The organism is Stenotrophomonas sp. RS-48 (assembly GCF_030053245.1).
Lineage (GTDB): Bacteria > Pseudomonadota > Gammaproteobacteria > Xanthomonadales > Xanthomonadaceae > Stenotrophomonas > Stenotrophomonas maltophilia_P.
In genome coordinates, this window is sequence record NZ_JASGBV010000046.1 from 42,711 (window position 1) to 60,533 (window position 17,823).

At 67.8% G+C, this 17,823-nt stretch carries 19 protein-coding genes; 7 read left to right on the forward strand and 12 right to left on the reverse strand.

The features are described 5' to 3' along the window. Nucleotides 1-3 precede the first annotated feature (3 nt). From QMZ25_RS09675 to purM, 5 genes are all read right to left on the reverse strand, one after another. Nucleotides 4-687: a DUF3108 domain-containing protein gene (locus QMZ25_RS09675; protein WP_053519426.1), complete on the reverse strand. Its 684-nt coding sequence runs from the start codon at nucleotides 685-687 to the stop codon at nucleotides 4-6. Nucleotides 688-689: 2 nt separating this feature from the next. Beyond that, on the reverse strand, nucleotides 690-1,502 hold the full coding sequence (locus QMZ25_RS09680) for a DUF3108 domain-containing protein (RefSeq protein WP_283219526.1): 813 nt from the start codon (nucleotides 1,500-1,502) through the stop codon (nucleotides 690-692). 67 nt (nucleotides 1,503-1,569) lie between these two features. Beyond that, entirely contained in the window at nucleotides 1,570-2,229 is a 660-nt protein-coding gene (gene purN, locus QMZ25_RS09685; protein ID WP_065174537.1) for a phosphoribosylglycinamide formyltransferase, read from the reverse strand. 19 nt (nucleotides 2,230-2,248) lie between these two features. Further along, nucleotides 2,249-2,737 (reverse strand): hypothetical protein, encoded by a 489-nt coding sequence (locus QMZ25_RS09690; RefSeq protein WP_053519429.1) that lies wholly within the window; start codon nucleotides 2,735-2,737, stop codon nucleotides 2,249-2,251. Between the two features lie 19 nt (nucleotides 2,738-2,756). Continuing rightward, nucleotides 2,757-3,815: a phosphoribosylformylglycinamidine cyclo-ligase gene (gene purM / locus QMZ25_RS09695; protein WP_053519430.1), complete on the reverse strand. Its 1,059-nt coding sequence runs from the start codon at nucleotides 3,813-3,815 to the stop codon at nucleotides 2,757-2,759. A 112-nt stretch (nucleotides 3,816-3,927) separates the two neighbouring features. Between purM and QMZ25_RS09700 the strand changes: the two genes are divergently transcribed. The 3 genes from QMZ25_RS09700 to hda are packed head-to-tail and all read left to right on the forward strand — an operon-like array spanning nucleotide 3,928 to nucleotide 6,931. Continuing rightward, nucleotides 3,928-5,055, forward strand: coding sequence for a DUF2066 domain-containing protein (locus QMZ25_RS09700; protein WP_283219527.1), 1,128 nt, complete (start codon nucleotides 3,928-3,930; stop codon nucleotides 5,053-5,055). After that, a complete protein-coding gene (locus QMZ25_RS09705; RefSeq protein WP_065174539.1) occupies nucleotides 5,052-6,224 on the forward strand; it encodes an AI-2E family transporter in 1,173 nt (390 codons plus the stop codon). Before QMZ25_RS09700 ends, QMZ25_RS09705 begins: the two co-directional genes overlap by 4 nt. After that, the gene (hda, locus tag QMZ25_RS09710; protein WP_111186712.1) at nucleotides 6,224-6,931 is read left to right on the forward strand and encodes a DnaA regulatory inactivator Hda; all 708 of its coding nucleotides are present in this window, start codon (nucleotides 6,224-6,226) and stop codon (nucleotides 6,929-6,931) included. The genes QMZ25_RS09705 and hda overlap by 1 nt, the downstream gene beginning before the upstream one ends. A gap of 424 nt (nucleotides 6,932-7,355) precedes the next feature. On the opposite strand, the gene murU is transcribed toward hda, so the two are convergent. From murU to QMZ25_RS09730, 4 genes are all read right to left on the reverse strand, one after another. Next, nucleotides 7,356-8,066 (reverse strand): N-acetylmuramate alpha-1-phosphate uridylyltransferase MurU, encoded by a 711-nt coding sequence (murU, locus tag QMZ25_RS09715; protein WP_283219528.1) that lies wholly within the window; start codon nucleotides 8,064-8,066, stop codon nucleotides 7,356-7,358. Beyond that, complete coding sequence (locus tag QMZ25_RS09720) at nucleotides 8,063-9,088, reverse strand: phosphotransferase (RefSeq protein ID WP_283219529.1); 1,026 nt, start codon at nucleotides 9,086-9,088, stop codon at nucleotides 8,063-8,065. The genes murU and QMZ25_RS09720 overlap by 4 nt, the downstream gene beginning before the upstream one ends. 64 nt (nucleotides 9,089-9,152) lie before the next feature. Next, nucleotides 9,153-9,422 (reverse strand): GlsB/YeaQ/YmgE family stress response membrane protein, encoded by a 270-nt coding sequence (locus QMZ25_RS09725; protein WP_065174540.1) that lies wholly within the window; start codon nucleotides 9,420-9,422, stop codon nucleotides 9,153-9,155. Nucleotides 9,423-9,491: 69 nt separating this feature from the next. Further along, nucleotides 9,492-10,985: a M20 family metallopeptidase gene (locus tag QMZ25_RS09730; RefSeq protein ID WP_193396426.1), complete on the reverse strand. Its 1,494-nt coding sequence runs from the start codon at nucleotides 10,983-10,985 to the stop codon at nucleotides 9,492-9,494. Between the two features lie 126 nt (nucleotides 10,986-11,111). Here QMZ25_RS09730 and QMZ25_RS09735 point away from each other — a divergent pair, with 126 nt between their 5' ends. The 4 genes from QMZ25_RS09735 to QMZ25_RS09750 all read left to right on the forward strand — a co-directional run bounded on the left by QMZ25_RS09735 (nucleotide 11,112) and on the right by QMZ25_RS09750 (nucleotide 14,307). Next, on the forward strand, nucleotides 11,112-11,510 hold the full coding sequence (locus QMZ25_RS09735; protein WP_053516696.1) for a helix-hairpin-helix domain-containing protein: 399 nt from the start codon (nucleotides 11,112-11,114) through the stop codon (nucleotides 11,508-11,510). Nucleotides 11,511-11,848: 338 nt separating this feature from the next. Further along, on the forward strand, nucleotides 11,849-12,925 hold the full coding sequence (locus QMZ25_RS09740) for a L,D-transpeptidase (protein WP_065174541.1): 1,077 nt from the start codon (nucleotides 11,849-11,851) through the stop codon (nucleotides 12,923-12,925). A gap of 16 nt (nucleotides 12,926-12,941) precedes the next feature. Beyond that, nucleotides 12,942-13,667 (forward strand): murein L,D-transpeptidase catalytic domain family protein, encoded by a 726-nt coding sequence (locus QMZ25_RS09745; RefSeq protein WP_283219531.1) that lies wholly within the window; start codon nucleotides 12,942-12,944, stop codon nucleotides 13,665-13,667. A 34-nt stretch (nucleotides 13,668-13,701) separates the two neighbouring features. Next, nucleotides 13,702-14,307 (forward strand): HutD family protein, encoded by a 606-nt coding sequence (locus QMZ25_RS09750; protein ID WP_283219532.1) that lies wholly within the window; start codon nucleotides 13,702-13,704, stop codon nucleotides 14,305-14,307. A gap of 54 nt (nucleotides 14,308-14,361) precedes the next feature. Here the strand turns inward: QMZ25_RS09750 and QMZ25_RS09755 are convergent, their stop codons facing one another. From QMZ25_RS09755 to QMZ25_RS09765, 3 genes are read right to left on the reverse strand one after another with little or no spacing between them, the layout of a single operon-like run. After that, nucleotides 14,362-15,966, reverse strand: coding sequence for a sulfite reductase subunit alpha (locus QMZ25_RS09755; protein WP_065182426.1), 1,605 nt, complete (start codon nucleotides 15,964-15,966; stop codon nucleotides 14,362-14,364). Then, the gene (locus QMZ25_RS09760; RefSeq protein WP_283219533.1) at nucleotides 15,963-16,934 is read right to left on the reverse strand and encodes an FAD:protein FMN transferase; all 972 of its coding nucleotides are present in this window, start codon (nucleotides 16,932-16,934) and stop codon (nucleotides 15,963-15,965) included. The genes QMZ25_RS09755 and QMZ25_RS09760 overlap by 4 nt, the downstream gene beginning before the upstream one ends. A gap of 52 nt (nucleotides 16,935-16,986) precedes the next feature. Continuing rightward, a complete protein-coding gene (locus QMZ25_RS09765; RefSeq protein WP_283219534.1) occupies nucleotides 16,987-17,790 on the reverse strand; it encodes a DUF4198 domain-containing protein in 804 nt (267 codons plus the stop codon). Nucleotides 17,791-17,823: the final 33 nt, after the last annotated feature.

Sequence of the window (17,823 nt, forward strand, 5' to 3'; positions counted from 1 at the left end):
CACTCAGTTCATCGATCGGATGGTCAGGTCCAGCGCGTCGCGGCCGCTTTCCCGCTGCAGCATGCGCGCCGGCACCGGAAACTCCGGCACGATCCAGGCGATCAGCTCCTTGTTGCCATCGGCACGCGACACCTTGGTCGCCTCGTAGCTCTTGCCGCCCACGGTGATCGATTCCTTGCCGATCACACGGTAGGTCATGTTCTTGATCCGGCCCTCGTCGACCATGCGGTAGGTCAACGGCTTGCCGGCTGCCAGGTCGCGGGCGATGGCCAGATTGATCAGCAGCGCATCCATGTCGCCGGCCTTCAGGGCGATCGGTCCGGCGCGGTCCGGCTTGATGTCGCCGGTCCAGGTGGCCTGGTTGCTGGTCCAGTTGTAGTTGGCCTGCACGTTGCGCTTCTTCACCAGCAGCGCCGAGCGGTCCTGGCTGCTGAGCGGACGCAGCTGGCCGCGCACTTCCTCGAACACGGTGCTCTGGCTCAGGTCGGCCAGCTGGTTTTTCACCTGCAGGCTGTAGCGCCACTTGTTGCTGCCTTCACTGGCCAGCGTCATGGTGCCGTTGGCCTGCATGCCCATGTAGCTGGCCAGATAGTCGGCCTTGAACGGCTCCAGGGCCATCGCCGGCAGGCTGGCCATCGACAGGGTGGCAGCGGCGATCCACGTCAGGGGGCGGGACAGGGTGTTCATGCTCAGACTCCTTGGTATTCGATCAGGCGGAGATCGACGCGGTCTTCGCCATCTTCGCGTTGCAGGATGCGCACCGGGGTGGGGACACCGTTGGCGATCCAGAGAATGGTTTCGTTGTTGCCGCCGTTGCTGCGGTATACCCGCAGCGCGTTGTAGGACAGGTCGCCGACCTCGACGTTCTCGGTCTGCGGCGCGGCCTGGTAGTCGTGCTGGCGCACCTTGCCCATGTCGACGTAGCGGTAGTGCATGGCCACGCCCGGGCGGGCATCACGCATGATCGCCAGGTTGATCAGCAGGGCGCTCTGATCGCCGGCCTGCAGCGGAATGGGCTGCGCGCGATCCTTTTTCACATCGCCGGTCCACTGCGCGGTGCCGGCCTGCCAGTTATAGGTGCCGACGGCCTTCTTGCCCAGGAACAGGCCCTTGCGCACCGTGCTCTGGCTCAGCGGCGCATAGACGCCGCCGCGCTCCTCGAACACCGTGCTCTGCTCGATGTTCAGGCCGAGCACGCTGGCAAAGCCGCGGCGGCCCACCACCTGCATGTCCACCCGCCACTGGTTGCCGCCGGTATGGGTGACCTGCATGGTGGCATCGCCGGCTTCCTTGCCCTTGTAGAAGGCCTGGTAGGTAGCGGTGAACGGTTGCAGCGGCGGCGGTTCCCAGGCCAGCGCGGGCAGCATGGGCACGGCCGGTGCGGCCGGGGCCTGCGACGGAGCTGCCGGTTCGGCAGAGGGCTGTACCTGGCCCCAGCCGACGCCAGGCAACACGGCAAGCGACAACAGCAGGGGCGTGCACAGCAGCGTCGTGGTCTTCATGGGGGACAGGGGCCGCAGGAGTGGGGCAGGATGCCAGCCCCGCAGTCAGCGGGGCGTGTGCAGAACGTTATCGGTTCAGGTTTCCGGCGGAATCTAGGGCCAGCGGCCTAAACAGGGGGTGACCGTCGAAGATCGCCTGTCCTTCCCGTTCAGCCAGCCGGCCATCGCACAGCAGCTGCAGGCTGGCGATCAGCAGCGGGTGTTCCACCGCCAGCACGCGCTCGGCAAGGGTCTGTGCATCGTCGCCTGCCAGCACCGGCACGCGCGCCTGCGCCAGCACCGTACCCGCGTCCAGCTCCGGCACCACCAGATGCACGCTTGCGCCATGCTCGGCATCGCCGGCTTCCAGCGCCCGGGCGTGCGTATGCAGGCCTTTGTACAGCGGCAGCAGCGACGGGTGGATGTTGACCAGGCGACCGTTGAAGCGCTGCACGAAGCCAGCGCCGAGAATGCGCATGTAGCCGGCGCAGACGATCCAGTCCGGGGCGGAGGCGGCAACCGCGTCGCCCAGGGCCAGCTCATAGGCGGCACGATCGCTGAATTCCTTCGGTGCATGCGCCCAGCGCCGGGAAGGATCGACCCGCTGCAGGGCCGCGGCATCGGGGCGGTCGGAGAACACGCCCACTACGTCGGCCGGCAGGCGGCCCGACGCGATGGCATCCAGGATGGCCTGCAGGTTGCTGCCGCGCCCGGAGGCGAGCACGGCGATGCGGCGGGGTGCGTTCATTACCGGCAACCCAGGCGGCTCAAACGCTTGCCGACGGAGTGTCGAACACGGCTTTCACCTGGGGGCGGAGCAGCGCGATCAGGGTGAACACCCCCAGGACCGTGCCCACCGGGGTGAACAGGCAGGACAGGCCCGCGACCACCAGGCACAGCACGTAACGGCGGCGCTGCGCCAGGCAGCGCCCGGCGTAGGCGACGAAGGCCCCCAGGGTGACGCCGCCCACCACGATCACGCTGCCGATGATGGTGAACATCCAGCCGAACATCCGCTGCTCTGCGGGCGATGAGGGCTGCCCCTCCGAGCTCAGCGGCAATGCCCCGGTCAGGGCGCTCACGCCCAGCACGATGTGGATGATGAAGATCAGCGAGAACAGTGCGATGAGCGCACCAACCACGTAGTGGCCGATGGACAGCGCCCGCAGATGGCTGGCGTCCTGCGGGCCGAATACGGGTGCCGTCAGCAGCGGCGGCGGCACCGGGTTCGAAGGGGATGGGGGCATTGCGTCCATGCGGGCTCCTCTGCAGGGGTCAGGCGATGCGGACGCGCTCGGCGCCTTCGGTGGTGACGACCTGGCCGATGGTCCAATGATCCAGGCCCTGGGCCGTGACCGCGGCGGACACCGCCTCGACCTGGTCCGGCGCGACGATCAGCACGAAGCCGATGCCGCAGTTGAAGGTGCGCCACATTTCGCTGTCGGCGACCGCGCCTTCCTTCTGAAGCCACTGGAACACCGGCGGCAGCGTCCACGAGGCCGCCTGGATGTCCAGGCCGAGGCCGTCCGGGACCACCCGGATGATGTTCTCGGTCAGTCCGCCACCGGTGATGTGGGCCATGCCATGGATGGCATCGCCGTGCGACTTCAGCAGCGACAGGATCGGCTTGACGTACAACCGGGTCGGTGCCATCAGCGCGTCGACCAGCTTCACGCCGCCTTCCAGCTCAAGATCGGCCGGACGCCCGGCGCGGTCGTAGATGCGGCGGACCAGCGAGTAGCCGTTGGAGTGCGGGCCGGACGAGGCGATGCCGATCAGCACATCGCCGGCCGCCACGCTGGCGCCATCCTTCAGTTCGCTCTTTTCCACCGCGGCCACGGTGAAGCCGGCCAGATCGTACTCGCCCGGGGCATACATGTCGGGCATTTCAGCGGTCTCGCCGCCGATCAGTGCGCAGCCGGCCTCGGTGCAGCCGTTGGCGATGCCGCCCACGACCGCCGCGGCGGTATCCACGTCCAGCTTGCCGGTGGCGAAGTAGTCCAGGAAGAACAGCGGCTCGGCGCCCTGCACCAGCACGTCGTTCACGCACATCGCGACCAGATCGATGCCGATCGTATCGTGGCGGTTCAGCTGGTGGGCCAGCTTCAGCTTGGTGCCGACACCGTCGGTACCCGACACCAGCACCGGTTCGCGGTACTTGTTGGACAGGTCGAACAGGGCGCCGAAACCGCCCAGGCCGCCCATCACTTCCGGACGGAAGCTGCGCTTGACCAGGGGCTTGATCCGCTCGACCAGCTCGTTGCCGGCGTCGATGTCGACGCCCGCGTCACGGTAGGTGAGGGGGGAGGGGGCGGAAGACGGGGTGTTGGTCACGGGCGTCGGCGCTGGCAGGGGTTGAACGGGCGATTTTAACAGGCCGCATTGGCGCACAGGCCGTATTCGGGCAACAATTCCCCCCGGATACGTCGAGCCAATGGATGTCCTGATGCGCCGCAGCCTGATTCTCACCCTGCTTCTTGCGTTGAGCCTGCCGGTGGCCACGATGGCCCAGAGCGGCCTGCGCACCGAGGGGGATGTCGCCACCGCCAGTGGGGCCTACGAGGCCGAAGTGCCGGTCAACAGCCAGGCCGAGGCCGACCGCAATGGCGGGCTGGCACGCGCCCTGAGCGTAGTGCTGGGCAAGCTGTCGGGCGACCGCAGCGTGATGTCCCGGCCCGGCGTGGTGCAGGCCCTGCGCAATGCCAAGGATTACGTGGCCAGCTACGACTACAAGCAGGACCAGAGCCTCAGCGCCAGCGGTGCGCCCAGTTTCCGCACCCTGCTGGTGGCCCGTTTCCGCGAGGACGACGTCGATTCGCTGGTCGCCGCGCTGGGCCTGCCGCTGTGGCCGCAGCCCCGACCGAAGCCGGTGCTGTGGCTGGCCGTCGATGACGGCAGCGGCCCGCGCCTGGTCAGCGTGCAGCAGGCCAATGCCGCGCGCCCGCTGCTGAACCGCGCCATCGAGCGCGGCTACAAGCTGGGCCTGCCCAGTGGGGGCGCTGCCGAACAGGCGCTGGCCGGTGCCATCTGGCGCCAGGACAGCGCCGCCGTGGCCCGCGCCTCTTCGCGCTACTCGCCGCCGATGCAGCTGATCGGCAAGCTCTACCGTGCCAATGGTGGCTGGCAGGCGGACTGGGTGTTCGTCGACGATGGCCGTGAACTGAACAGATGGACCAGCAAGGACGCCAACGCCATGCGCGCGATGGCCGCGGGTGCCGACGGCGCGGCCGACGCGCTGGTCAAGCGTTATGCCAAGGCGGGTGTGGCCACCGGCCAGGCGGGCAGCTACCGGGTGGTGGTCACCGGCATCAACAGTGCCGATGACTACCTGCGACTGGCCGCAGGCCTGCGCGACGTGCCGGTGGTGCGCAATGTCACTCCGCTGCACGCCAGCGCGGGCCGGCTGGAGCTGACCGTGGAAATGACCACCGGCCTGGCCGGCTTCAACCGCATGCTGGGTGACAGCGGCGTACTGGTTCCGAACGCCCCGCTGCCTGCCCTTCCGACACCGATCGATGACACCACCGGCGTGCCGGTGCAGGCGCCGGTCAGCAACGAGTACCGACTGCGATGACCCTGACGCCGGAAGCTGAAATCGCGCAGTTCCTGCGCCGGGTCAAATACATCCTGCTTGCCGGCCTGATCGGCTGGATCGTGTGGCTGCTGGCGCCGATCCTGACGCCGTTCGTGCTGGCGCTGGCGCTGGCCTGGCTGGGTGATCCGCTGGTGGACCGCATCGAGGCCACCGGGCGCTCGCGCATGACCGGCGTGGTGCTGGTGTTCGTGGCCATGGTGCTGGTGATCGTCGCCGCGCTGCTGGTGCTGGTGCCGATGATCGAAAAGCAGATCACCACCCTGGTGGCGGCCGTGCCGCAGGCGCAGGCCTGGCTGATGCAGACCGGCATTCCGTGGTTCGAGCAGAAGACCGGCCTGGAGGTGATGCAGTGGCTGGACCCGGATCGCCTGATCGAATGGGTGCGCAGCCATTGGCAGCAGGCGGGCGGCTTCGCCAAGACCTTCATGGGATATGTCTCGCGCTCGGGCTTCACGATGGTGACCTGGGTGGTCAACATCCTGCTGCTGCCGATCCTGGCGTTCTACTTCCTGCGCGACTGGGACAAGCTGGTGGAGCGGGTCGCCTCGGTCATTCCGCGCAACCACATCGGCACCATCACGGCGCTGGCGCGCGAATCCAACGAGGTGCTGGGGGCCTTCATCCGCGGCCAGTTCCTGGTGATGCTGGCACTGGGCGTGATCTATGCCGGCGGCCTGTCGCTGGTGGGGCTGAAGCTGGGGCTGCTGATCGGCATGATCGCGGGCCTGATCAGCTTCATTCCGTACCTGGGCGCGACCACCGGCATCCTGATGGCGATCATCGCCGCGCTGGTGCAGGCGCAGGGTTTCGACCTGAAACTGCTGATACTGGTCGGCGTGGTGTTCACGGTCGGCCAGTTGCTGGAGAGTTATGTACTGACGCCGCGCATCGTCGGCGACAAGATCGGCCTGCATCCGGTGGCGGTGATCTTCGCGGTGATGGCAGGCGGCCAGCTGTTCGGCTTCCTCGGCATGCTGCTGGCGCTGCCGGTGGCTGCCGTGTCCAACGTGCTGCTGCGCTATGCGCACCAGCGCTATCGGCAGAGCGATCTTTACGCGGGTGAGAAATCGGCGATCGTGCTTGACGGTGTGGTCGAGCCGCCCCACATCATCCTCGACACGAACGACAAGGGCCCCGACCTGAAGTGATGGGTGTGCCGCAATTGCCGCTGGCCCTGCACTACCCGCGGGACCAGCGCCTGGAGACCTTCATCGGCGCACCGGATGGTGCGCTGGCGCAGCTGCGCGCGATCGCGGTCGGTGCCAGCCACGACTGGGTCTACCTGGAAGGCGCGGCAGGCACGGGCAAGACGCATCAGGCGCTGGCGATGTGTTCCAGCGCCGAGCAGGCCGGGCGGCTGCCGACCTATGTGCCGCTGGCCAGTGCGGCCGGCCGTGTGCGTGCAGCGCTGGAGGGGCTGGAGGCGCGCGAGCTGGTCGCGCTGGACGGACTGGACGAGATTGCCAGCAACCGCGAGGACGAGATTGCCCTGTTCGATTTCCATAACCGTGCGCGCGCTGCCGGCGTGACCGTGCTCTACACGGCGCAGAAGGCGCCGGGCGAACTCGGACTGGTGCTGCCGGACCTGCGCTCGCGGCTGGGCCAGTGCGTGCGGGTGCTGCTGCAGCCGCTGGACGAGGAAGGACGCGCGGCGGTGCTGCGCGAGCGCGCGCTGCGACGGGGGCTGGCCATCGACGAGGCGGCGATCGAGTGGCTGCTGTCGCACACCGGGCGCGAGCTGGGCGGGCTGATCACGTTGCTGGACTGGCTGGACCGCGAATCGCTGGCGGCCAAGCGTCGGATCACCGTGCCGTTCCTGCGCCAGGTGCTGGAAGAAGGCCGCCCTCGCTACTGAGGTTGGGGTTTGTTTTGCAGGGCTGCCGCCCTGCACCCGCCGAAGCCAGTGCCGAAGCCGGAGCAACGTCAACGTCAAACGCTGGCTTCCTCAGGGGAGGCGGGGTGGCTCAGGTTGCGGGGGACGGCGCAAGCAGGTTCCCGCAATCTGCCGGGACTGCGTACTGCACTGTTGTTGGTGGGTGTCGACCTTGGTCGACACGGTAGATCCACGCTACGCGTGGATGCGCTTTCGCTTCGTGAGCGAAGCGACCTGCTTCTGCTTTTCTTTCCTTCTTCCGTGGCTGGACGCGCACGGAAACTGCCAGAGGCCGGGCGGGGTGGGTTCGCGGCCAAGCCCCCATGGATGGGTTCACGGCGTCCCCCGCGAATCCACCCCGCCCGGCCAGGCACGGCTTTGATTGGAGCGACCAACCACGAGGGGCTCAGCCGTTCGCCGCCAACTCAACATCCAGCGCGCGCAGGCGATCCACCGTGCCGACGTCGGTCCAGCGCCCGCGATGGTGCTGCCCCGTCATCAACCCCTGCGCCATGAAGTGCTTCTGCAGTGGCACCACCGAGAACTTCGGCGGCAGCCGCTCGCTGCCCGGCGCATCACCAATCACCGTGCGCCAGTCGGCCACGATTGAAGGGCGGTACACGCCGATGCCGGCATAGGTCAGGCACGGTCCTTCGCGGTCATGGTGCAGCAGGCCCTGTGTGTCCAGCCGGTAATCACCGTGCGGATGCTGCGCGGGGTTGTCGACCAGCACCAGATGCGCCTGGCCCTGCGGCTCGCGCGGTAGTGTGGCGAAATCGAAATCGGTCCAGATGTCGCCGTTGACCACCAGGAACGGATCCTCACCCAGTGCCGGCAGAGCATTGAGAATGCCTCCGCCGGTCTCCAGCGGGGTATCGCCTTCATGCATGAAGTGCAGGCGCACACCCCATCGGCTGCCATCGCCGAGCATCGCCGGGAACTGTTCCGCCAGCCACGCGGTATTGACCACGATATCGCGCACGCCGCAGGCGGCCAGGCGCTCCAGGTGCCAGACGATCAGCGGCTTGCCGGCCACTGCGAGCAGCGGCTTGGGTGTGTGCAGGGTCAGCGGGCGCATGCGTTCGCCCAGGCCGGCGGCGAAGATCAGCGCCTTCATCGGGCCACGCGCATCGGTGTGCCGAGCTCGGCCAGCGCCGGCTTGATGCGTGTGTCCAGCAGCTGCCGCAGGGGGGCCAGCTCGCGGTAGCGCGGCAGTACTTCTTCCAGATAGGTGATGAAGCGCGGCGCATCGTCCAGGTAATGACCCTTGTTGTCGCGGTAACGCAGGCGGCAGAACAGGCCCAGGATCTTCACGTGGCGCTGGATGCCCATCCAGTCCGCGTCACGCAGGAAGGTCGCACGGTCGGGCACCGGCAGGCCCGCAGCGTGCGCGCGCGCGTGGTACTGCGCGAGCCACTCGTCCACGCGCTGCAGCGGCCAGCTCAGGAACGCGTCCTTGAACAGGCTCACGGCATCGTAGGCGATCGGGCCCCGCACCAGGTCCTGGAAATCCAGCACGGCCGGACCGTCGGCAACGGGCATCAGATTGCGGGGCATGTAGTCGCGGTGGGTCATCAGCTGCGCCTGGCCCAGTGCGTTGTCCATCAACCGGCGATGGACCAGCTGCAGGCCCTCGATTTCGCCGCAGTCCAGCTGCAGGTTGAGATGGCGCTGCAGGAACCATTCGTCGAACAGGCCGGCATCGCGCTGCAGCAAGGCTTCGCCGAACTGGCCGAAGTCGGCCGGCACCGGGATCGCCTGCAGGCGCAGCAGCTGATCGATGGCGCGGCCGAACCATTCATCGGCGTTGCGCTCGTCGAGGATTCTCGCCAGGGTCGGACCGCCGAGATCCTCCAGCAGCAGGAAGCCGGCGTCCAGATCCTGCGCAAGCAGGGCCGGCACACGCAGGCCATGGTCGTGCAGCAGGCCGCGCATGCGCAGCCAGGGGCGGGGGTCTTCCAGTCCCGGCGGAGCATCCATCACGATGTGGCTGCCGCGTGTACCGGTGACGCGCCAGTAGCTGCGCATGCCCGCATCGACCGAGGCACGTTCAACCACGGCCTGTGCATCGCCAAGCTGGATACGGGCCCACTGCAGTCGCTGCGCGCGGCGCTGGGGATCGGAGGCGGGTTCGGTCATGCGGGCATATCCGGGCGCGCGGGGCGCGCCGACGTCGGGGACAGGAGGGAAAGGTGGGGCCGTTTCAGCGGCGACCGCTGAACAGGCGCAGGATCGCCAGCACGGCCACCGCGCCGACCACGGCACCGAGGAATCCAGCCGGTTCGCCTGGGGCGTACCAGCCCATGTACTGACCAAACCAGCCGGCCAGCAGGGCACCGAGGATGCCCAGCACGATGGTCAGCAGGCAGCCCATGCGGTTGTTGCCCGGCATGACGAAGCGCCCGAGCAGGCCGACGAAGAACCCGACCAGCAGGATGTACAGCCAGCTGCTGCTGCCGAACAGACCATTCATGCGTGTGCGTTCCGCTTGAGAAGAACGCAGCCTAGCAAGGCCGGGCTGCGTCCGTCACGGTGTGCCGGATCAGCAGCAGCCGTGGTCGCCATGGCGCGTGCCGCTGTCGGCGGCCACCGGCGAACCACTGGTCTCGCCACGCAGGCTGGCGGCGTAGTGCTCGCTGATCACCTTGGACACGCAGGCGGTGACCTTCTTGCCCATCGGAATGTGCAGGAACTCGTTCGGGCCATGCGCGTTCGAGTGCGGGCCAAGCACGCCGGTGATCATGAACTGGGCACCGGGGAACTTCTCGCCCAGCATGCCCATGAACGGAATCGAGCCGCCTTCGCCCATGTACATCGCCGGCTTGCCGAAGAAGGTCTGGCTGGCTTCGTCGATGGCCCGGGTCAGCCACGGCGCCATGGCCGGGGCATTCCAGCCGGTGGAGGCCTTTTCCAGATCCAGGGTGACCTGCGCGCCGTTCGGCGGATCGCGCAGCAGCGCTTCTTTCAGCAGCTCGCCGCAGGTCTTGCCATCGGCGGTGGGCGGCAGGCGCAGCGACAGCTTTACCGAGGTCTGCGGGCGCAGCACGTTGCCGGCCGATTCCAGCGGCGGCATGCCGCCGATTCCGGTGACCGACAACGCCGGGCGCCAGGTGCGGTTGAGCACCAGCTCGGTGAGGTCTTCGTTCATCGGGCGCAGGCCATCGACCAGCGGGAACTTCTCGAAGATGGCCGTATCGACCACTTCGGCGGCACGCTTGGCCTGTTCCTGGCGCTCGGCCGGGATTTCCACGTTCATGCCGTCGATCAGGATGCGGCCGGTGTCCTGGTCCTCGATGCGCGACAGCAGCTGGCGCAGCAGGCGGAAGCTGGACGGCACCACGCCGGAGGCATCGCCGGAATGCACGCCTTCGTTGAGCACCTTGACGGTGAAGTTGCCCCCGGTGAGGCCGCGCAGCGACGTGGTGCACCACAGCTGGTCGTAGTTGGCGCAGCCCGAATCCAGGCAGACCACCAGCGACGGCTTGCCGATGCGGTCGGCCAGATGGTCCACGTAGGCGGGCAGGTCGTAACTGCCGGACTCTTCACAGGCTTCGATCAGGACCACGCAGCGCGCGTGCGGCAGGCCCTGGGCCTGCAGGGCCAGCACGGCGGCCAGCGAACCGAAGATCGCGTAGCCATCGTCGGCGCCGCCGCGGCCATAGAGCTTGTCGCCACGCAGGACCGGGGTCCACGGGCCCAGGTCGTCGTCCCAGCCGGTCATTTCCGGCTGCTTGTCCAGGTGCCCGTAGAGCAGGATGGTGTCGTCGCCGGTTTCACTGCCGGTGGCGGGAATTTCCAGAAGAATCAGCGGGGTACGGCCTTCCAGGCGGACCACTTCGACCTTCAGGCCCGGCAGCTCCTGTGCCTTGGCCCAGGTCTCCATCAGGGTGACCGCCTGTTCCATGTAGCCGTTCTGCACCCAATTGGCGTCGAACATCGGCGACTTGTTGGGAATGCGGATGTAGTCGACCAACTGCGGGACGATTTCGCTGTCCCACTTGTCATTCACGAATTGGCCGAGCTTGGCGCTGTCCATCTGAAACTCCGGTTGCATGGCTGATCCAGCCATTCTACGCCTGCGCCGGGGGTAGGGTTTTTCCTACATCACGTCGGGTATTTGGCTGGCTTTTAGAAATCCACGAAACCGATAGTCTGTGTGTATGTGGTGACGGACACTGTTCCTACCGACGGGATTGCCGGTCGGGGCGGCCAGAACCACAAGGAGTTATACGTCGTGCCTTGGTTAGTCGTGTTGAGGGCACTGGTACTGGCAATGGGGATCGCAGGGGCGCATGCCGCCGAACCGATCGACATCAACCGGGCCGATGTCCAGGCGCTGCAGCAGGGATTGACGATGGTCGGAGCCAGGAAGGCTGCGGCGATCGTCGAGCACCGGCGCAGACACGGGCCCTTCAAGCGCGTCGAGGATCTGACGCAGGTGAAGGGGATAGGGACAGTGATCGTCGAACGGAATCGACAGCGGATCACCGTAGGCGACAGGCTGTTGCCCGCGGATCCGGTACCCGGATCGGTACCGGTGCGGACCGTACCAAGGCGTTGACAACAGGAATCGTCGGGACCCGCAGGAGGCCGGTCCACCGGGCACCGCCAGGGAGGCTGTGTTCACCGACCGTCGCAGGATGCGGCACCAATCACCAGGACGGTGGCATCACAGACCTGTGGAAGGGGCTGAGATACAAGCAGGACAGACGCGGCCGCGTGCAGGATGCAACGCCACCCCCACTTCGCAGGACGCGCGGGGGAGGCAGCAGGCCGACAAGGACGTGACGATTGCCCGGTACGACACAGGGTTGTGTCGCCGGGCATTCTCTTTTGGCGCGTTCGCTACGGCGCGATGGTGTACGGTGACCGCTTCGCATGGAATGGAACCTCCGCTGGATGCGTCTGCACCGTCCGTCCCTGATGCTCTCCCTTGTCCTGGCACTGCCGCTGACCGTGCAGGCCGGGCTGCCGTCTTCGCACTCGATCGACCCGTCCGGGCCGGTGGCCGCCGAACGCGGGCCTACCGATCTCAAGCCGGGCGAATTCCTCTGGCATCCGGAGATTTCCCCGGCCGGCCCGATCGTGCTGGTCGTCAGTCTGGACGAGCAGCGCGCCTACGTGTATCGCAACGGGATCGCCATCGGGCTGACCACGATCAGTTCGGGCAAGGCGGGACACGAGACGCCGACCGGGGTGTTCACGATCCTGCAGAAGGACAAGGACCACCGCTCCAACCTCTATAACAGCGCACCGATGCCGTACATGCAGCGGCTGACCTGGGACGGCATCGCCCTGCATGGCGGCAGCCTGCCGGGGCATCCGGCCTCGCATGGCTGCGTACGGCTGCCCCAGGCGTTCGCGCAGAAGCTCTTCAGCGAGACCCGGCGCGGCGATACGGTGGTGGTGGCCGATGCCAAGAGCGCGCCGATGACGCTGGCCTATCCCGCCGTACTGGCGCCGGTCAACGCGCGCGGCGAGGCCCTGCCCGAGACCGGCGACGGCAGTGTGGCGGCGGCCTGGTGGAACGACAGCGCGGCGCCGGCCGGGCAGGTCGGCATCCTGGTCAGCCTGCACGACCAGCGGCTGTACGTCCTGCGCGACGGCGTGATGATTGGCGAATCGCCGCTGAAAGCCGACGCGCTGCCAGCCTTCCAGGGCACCACGCTGTTCGTGATGGGGCAGGGCTACAGCGATGTTCCCAGCCCGCTCGATGCGAAGCAGCGCCTGCATCAATGGACGGCCTATCCGTTGCTGGGCCAGGACCGTGCGCAGGCGACCCCGGACCTGTTGGCCACGCCGTCGCTGCCACTGGCGCTGCCGGCCGATTTCGCCCGCCAGCTGTACCAGGTGCTGGTGCCGGGCACGACGCTGCTGGTGACCTCGCTGCCCGCCGTGCGCCCAAGCCCGGCTGAATCCGGCCTGCAGCCGGTCTTGGAATCCGAGCCGGCAGGGTCCACTCTCACAGGCAACTGAGTCCTGTGTCCCGTCCATGACCGCATCCCGCCTTTGCCGGCTGGCCACGCTTGGCCTGCTGGCAACCTCGGCCAGCGCACCCGCGTTGGCGCAGACGCCCGCCATCGCGACCCGTGCCGAGGATCTGGCCGCCCTGCTGGCACGTACCGCGCCGAAGGCCGATCGCCATGTGCTGCAGCTGGCGGCGCAGGCCATGCGCTGCGCCCTGTTGCGACCGGAGCTGGGCATCAGCGGCGAACGCCTGAGCGTGATCGACTATTCGCGGCCCTCCACCGAGCCGCGCCTGTGGGTGTTCGACCTGGCGCACCAGCAGCTGTTGTTCGAGGAATGGGTGGCGCACGGCCGCAACAGTGGTGAGAACCGGACCGAGCATTTTTCCAATCGCGACGGCAGTTACATGTCCAGCCTCGGTGTGTTCACCGCGCAGGAAACCTACATGGGCGGCAACGGCTACTCATTGCGGCTGGCCGGGCTGGAGCCGGGCTTCAACGACCGCGCGCGCGAGCGTGCGATCGTCATTCATGGCGCCCCCTACGTGAATCCGGCGACCGCCCAGCTGCAGGGTCGGCTGGGCCGCAGCCTGGGGTGTCCGGCGGTGCGGCTGTCGGTGGCCAGGCCGCTGATCGACGCGTTGCGTGGTGGCACGATGGTGTTCGCCTATTACCCCGACCAGGACTGGCTGAAGCATTCGCAGCTGCTGGGTGGCCAGTGCGGCGCGCAGGGTACGGTCGCCACGCGCTGATGCGCGATTGCACGTGGCGTGGTGCAATGCAGGCATGGATATCGATGCGCTGCTGAAGACACCGAGCCAGGTGATTGCCCGCCTGGATTACCGCCGCGAACGCTGGCGCAATGGCCTGGGCTGGACCCGCGAAATCCTGCGGCTGCCGGCGCACGGGGACGACTGGGCCCTGCGCCTGTCCGTGGCGGAGATCGAGCAGGATGCCGCGTTCTCTGCATTTCCGGGCGTGGAGCGCGAACTGGTACTGCTGCAGGGCAACGGTGTGCGCCTGCGCTTCGCCGATGGCCGGGTGGCGGAGGTGCTGCCGCCGCATGGTCGCGTGCGCTTTGCCGGCGAGGAGGCACTGCACGGCGAACTGGTCGATGGCACCACCCATGATTTCAACCTGATGTGGAAGCGCGGGCAGTTGCACGCCGAGCTGCTGCACCGGCCGCTGGTGGGGTCGATGTTCTTCTTCTGCGAGTCAGGCGTGGCCTGGGCGCTGCACCTGCTGGCGGGTGAGGCCGGCTTTGCCGAGGACAGTGTCTTGCCGCCGATGCAGGCAGGCGACACTGCATGGCTGGCGGCCGGCGAGCGCCAGCGGCATGCGCTGCAGGGCAGTGGCGAGCTGCTGGCGATACGGGTGAGCGCCGCGGACTGATGATTCGCATGCGCCGATGGGCATCATCCGCGCATGCGCTGGGCGCTGCCTGGGCTAATACACATCACGGCGGTAACGGCCGGCCACCAGCAGGGCCTCCTTGCCGTCGGTACCCAGCACCTGCTCGATGACCGCATCCACGGCTGGCGCCATGCCCTGCAGGCTGCCGCAGACCAGGATCGTGGCACCTTCATCGACCCATTGCCGCAGCGTTGCCGCCTCCGCCAGCAGGCGGTCCTGCACGTAACGGTGGCTGCCGCCGTCACGGCTGAACACCGTATCCAGACGCTGCAGCGTGCCGGCCGCCAGCATCGCCCGCAGTTCGTCACCGAAATGGAAGTCGTGCGCGGCCGAGCGCTCGCCGAACAGCAGCCAGGTGCGGTGCGCGCCGACGGCCGCGCGCTCATGCAGGTGTGCACGCAGGCCGGCGATGCCCGTGCCATTGCCGATCAGCAGCAGCGGCGCCGCAACGGCGGCACCGTGGAAGTTGTCGTTGCGGCGCAGGCGCAGTTGTACCGGCTCGCCGATGACGGCGTGGTCGCACAGCCAGGCACTGCCGATGCCGGGCGTGCCATCGGCACGCAGCTGCCGGCGCACCAGCAGTTCCACCGCACCATCCTCCATCACCGAAGCGATGGAGTACTCACGATGCGGCAGCGGCTGCAGGGCCGCCAGCAGGGCGGGCAGATCACCCGGTGGCACCAGTGAGGGCAGGTGCGAGCGTTCGACACGGGCCAGCAGCGTCTGGCCGTCCTCGAGCACCGTCTGCGGATCGAAACCCTGTGATTCCAGCCAGGCCCGCGCGCTGTGCCGCGCGTGCTGCGGGCCGATCTCGGCAATGTCGCCGGCCTGCCAGCGCACGCCGTCGATGGCAGGCGCCTGCAGGCGCAGCCAGTACACCGGTCCGCCCTGGCTGCCGGGATTGAGGTGCCGGCGTTGCAGCAGCGTCCACGGCTGGTATTCGGCCGGGCTCCAGTCGGGCAGTTCGCTGGCGCCACCGGCAAGTTGTCCGAGCAGTTGCTGCCAGTGCCGCAGTGCAGCGGGATCGGCGTTGTCGACCTCGATGGCGTCGAACAGGGCATGTGCGCCGTGCTGGCGCAGCCAGTCGTCGAGCTGGTGACCGAAGGCGCAGAAGTGACCGTAGCTGCGATCACCCAGGGCGAGAACGCCGTACGAAAGATGCTGCAGCGATGACGGCAGGGCCATCACATGGCGCAGGAAGGGCACTGCATGATCGGGCGGGTCGCCTTCGCCGGTGGTACTGGCGATGAACAGTGCACGCTGGCTGCCGGCCAGCAACGTGGCGTCGACCTCATGCAGACCGCGCACACGCACCGGCACGCCGGCACCACGCAATGCCTCGGCACTGCGTTCGGCCAGTTCGCGGGCGAAGCCGGTCTGGCTGGACCAGACCAGCAGGATCGGCGCGACGTCGCCAGAGGCAGCATCGTCGCGCGGTCGCCCACGCCACCACAGTGCGGTGCAGACCAGCGCATAGAGCGCGGTGGCGATGATGGCGATCTGCGATTGCCGCGCCGGCGGTGCGCCCTGCCACCAGGCTTCGCCGAGATGCAGTCGCAGCAGCGCCCAGCCGATCAGCGCCAGCAGGATCAGTACAAGCGCGTTGCCGAGCAGCGCGCGCGACGGCCGTGCGCTCATGCGTCCCGCTCGTCGAGCAGGCGCTGGAAGGCGCTGCTGAGAAACTCGTGCGGGCCATCCGCTGCGCGATGCAGGTAGCGTGCGGCCAGTCCTTCGCGTTCGGCCAGCGCCATGCCGTGCTCGCGGCCGAGTACGGTGAGTGCGGTGGCCCAGGCATCAGCATGCATCGCGTCGTCGGCGACCACCGTCACCGCCGCTGCAACCTGGCGTACCGGCCTGCCGGTGCGCGGGTCGAGGCTGTGGCTGTAGGCCTCGCCATCGGCCTGATAGTGATGCCAGCGATCGCCGGAGGTAGCGACCGCCTTGCCGTCCAGCGCCAGCACCCGCGGTGGTGTTTTGGCGTGCGCGTCTTCTTCCGGCGCAGATTCCACCAGCACGCGCCACCGTTGGCCATCGGGCTTGTGGCCGTAGCCGGCCAGTTCGCCACCGACCTCGATCAGTGCAGCAGCGATGCCCTGATCGCGCAGCCACGCGGCCACGTGATCGACGCCGAACCCCTTGGCGATCGCAGAGAGATCCAGTTCCAGTCCGCCGGGTTGCAGCAGCGCATCGCCGCGCCATTGCAACCGCTGCCAACCGCAGCGCTCGCGCGTGGCCTGCAAGGCGGCGGCATCGGGCTGGCGCCGTTCGCCGGCATGTGCACCGAAACCCCACAGTGCCACCAGCGGGCCGATGGTGGGATCGAACGCACCGTCGCTGGCGGCAGCGATGGACTGCGCGCAGGACAGGACGTGACGGGTTTCGGCAGGCAGGGTGCACCACTGGCCTGCATCGGCGCTGTTGTAGCGGCTGAGGTCCGAGCCGGCGTCCCACGTACTCATCTGCGCGACCACATCATCCAGGCGCGCCTGGATGCCGGCGTGCAGCGGGTGCAGGTCGCGCTGGCGCGGCGCGACCAGCGACACGCTCCAGGTGGTGCCCATGGTGGTGCCGCCGAGGCGGGCGATGTCGAGCAGGGAATCGGTCATGACGGGGCGTGGCGGCTGCGATGCCGGGGCGTGCCCGGCATCGCGGTCCCCATTACTGCGGCAGCACTTCCAGCGTGGCCACGTAGCTCAGGCGACGCTTGGCGGCCTGCTTCACCGAGGTCTTGTTGTCTTCAGTGCCGGTTTCCAGCCAGTACATGCCGGCTTCCGGCCAGGTCACCTTGATTTCGCCCTTGGCGTCGCTGGTCACCCTCAGTTCGTCCTGCGCGTTGCGGTAGCGGGTGGCGCCGCGCACGATCTCGAAGGCAAGGCCAGCCGTCGGCTTGCCGTCGACCAGCACGCGGAAAGTGGCTTCCTCGCCGGCGAACAGGTCGTTCGGGTGACCGACCGCAACCAGCTCGATGCCGCGGTTGGTCGGCTTCAGTGCGGTATCGTTCGGCGCGCCATTGGTCACGAACGTCTCCACGCGGCCGACCGACTGGCTCACTTCCAGCTTCTCCGCGTCCTTGGGCAGTTCGCCGAAGGTGGCGGCGGTACCGCGCCAGCGCTTGCGCTCGCCGTTCTGTTCGTAGGTGGCGAACAGGCCGTCATTGACCGAAGCGATGCGGTAAGTGCCCTGCTGCTTCAGCTCCAGATCGAACACGCTGCGGTACTTGCCGGTCGAGGCGTTCTGCGGCTGCACGGTGCTGCCGTCCGGCGCGGTGATCACCAGCGATTCCAGGCGCAGCGGCACGTGGTTGAAGTAGAACAGGTCGTTGGAGACCGCACCATCAACAGTGATCCACGGCGCGTTGCCGGCGATCACGGTCTGCGAAGGCAGCAGCCAGGCCTTGTGGGCGAGTGCGGAAAAGGGAAGGGCAGCGGCCAGAGCGGCGGCGAGGACGAGCGTGCGCTTCATGCGGAAGACTCCAGGGACGTTGGATGGGTGGGG

Coding starts and splice junctions, on each gene's coding strand:
- QMZ25_RS09725 (WP_065174540.1), bottom strand. CDS start 9,422: ATGAATGGTCTGTTCGGCAGCAGCAGCTGGCTGTACATCCTGCTGGTC.
- QMZ25_RS09720 (WP_283219529.1), bottom strand. CDS start 9,088: ATGACCGAACCCGCCTCCGATCCCCAGCGCCGCGCGCAGCGACTGCAG.
- QMZ25_RS09755 (WP_065182426.1), bottom strand. CDS start 15,966: ATGAGCGCACGGCCGTCGCGCGCGCTGCTCGGCAACGCGCTTGTACTG.
- QMZ25_RS09680 (WP_283219526.1), bottom strand. CDS start 1,502: ATGAAGACCACGACGCTGCTGTGCACGCCCCTGCTGTTGTCGCTTGCC.
- hda (WP_111186712.1), top strand. CDS start 6,224: ATGGGTGTGCCGCAATTGCCGCTGGCCCTGCACTACCCGCGGGACCAG.
- QMZ25_RS09750 (WP_283219532.1), top strand. CDS start 13,702: ATGGATATCGATGCGCTGCTGAAGACACCGAGCCAGGTGATTGCCCGC.
- QMZ25_RS09760 (WP_283219533.1), bottom strand. CDS start 16,934: ATGACCGATTCCCTGCTCGACATCGCCCGCCTCGGCGGCACCACCATG.
- QMZ25_RS09675 (WP_053519426.1), bottom strand. CDS start 687: ATGAACACCCTGTCCCGCCCCCTGACGTGGATCGCCGCTGCCACCCTG.
- QMZ25_RS09740 (WP_065174541.1), top strand. CDS start 11,849: ATGCGTCTGCACCGTCCGTCCCTGATGCTCTCCCTTGTCCTGGCACTG.
- murU (WP_283219528.1), bottom strand. CDS start 8,066: ATGAAGGCGCTGATCTTCGCCGCCGGCCTGGGCGAACGCATGCGCCCG.
- QMZ25_RS09705 (WP_065174539.1), top strand. CDS start 5,052: ATGACCCTGACGCCGGAAGCTGAAATCGCGCAGTTCCTGCGCCGGGTC.
- QMZ25_RS09765 (WP_283219534.1), bottom strand. CDS start 17,790: ATGAAGCGCACGCTCGTCCTCGCCGCCGCTCTGGCCGCTGCCCTTCCC.
- QMZ25_RS09745 (WP_283219531.1), top strand. CDS start 12,942: ATGACCGCATCCCGCCTTTGCCGGCTGGCCACGCTTGGCCTGCTGGCA.
- QMZ25_RS09690 (WP_053519429.1), bottom strand. CDS start 2,737: ATGGACGCAATGCCCCCATCCCCTTCGAACCCGGTGCCGCCGCCGCTG.
- QMZ25_RS09730 (WP_193396426.1), bottom strand. CDS start 10,985: ATGGACAGCGCCAAGCTCGGCCAATTCGTGAATGACAAGTGGGACAGC.
- purN (WP_065174537.1), bottom strand. CDS start 2,229: ATGAACGCACCCCGCCGCATCGCCGTGCTCGCCTCCGGGCGCGGCAGC.
- QMZ25_RS09700 (WP_283219527.1), top strand. CDS start 3,928: ATGCGCCGCAGCCTGATTCTCACCCTGCTTCTTGCGTTGAGCCTGCCG.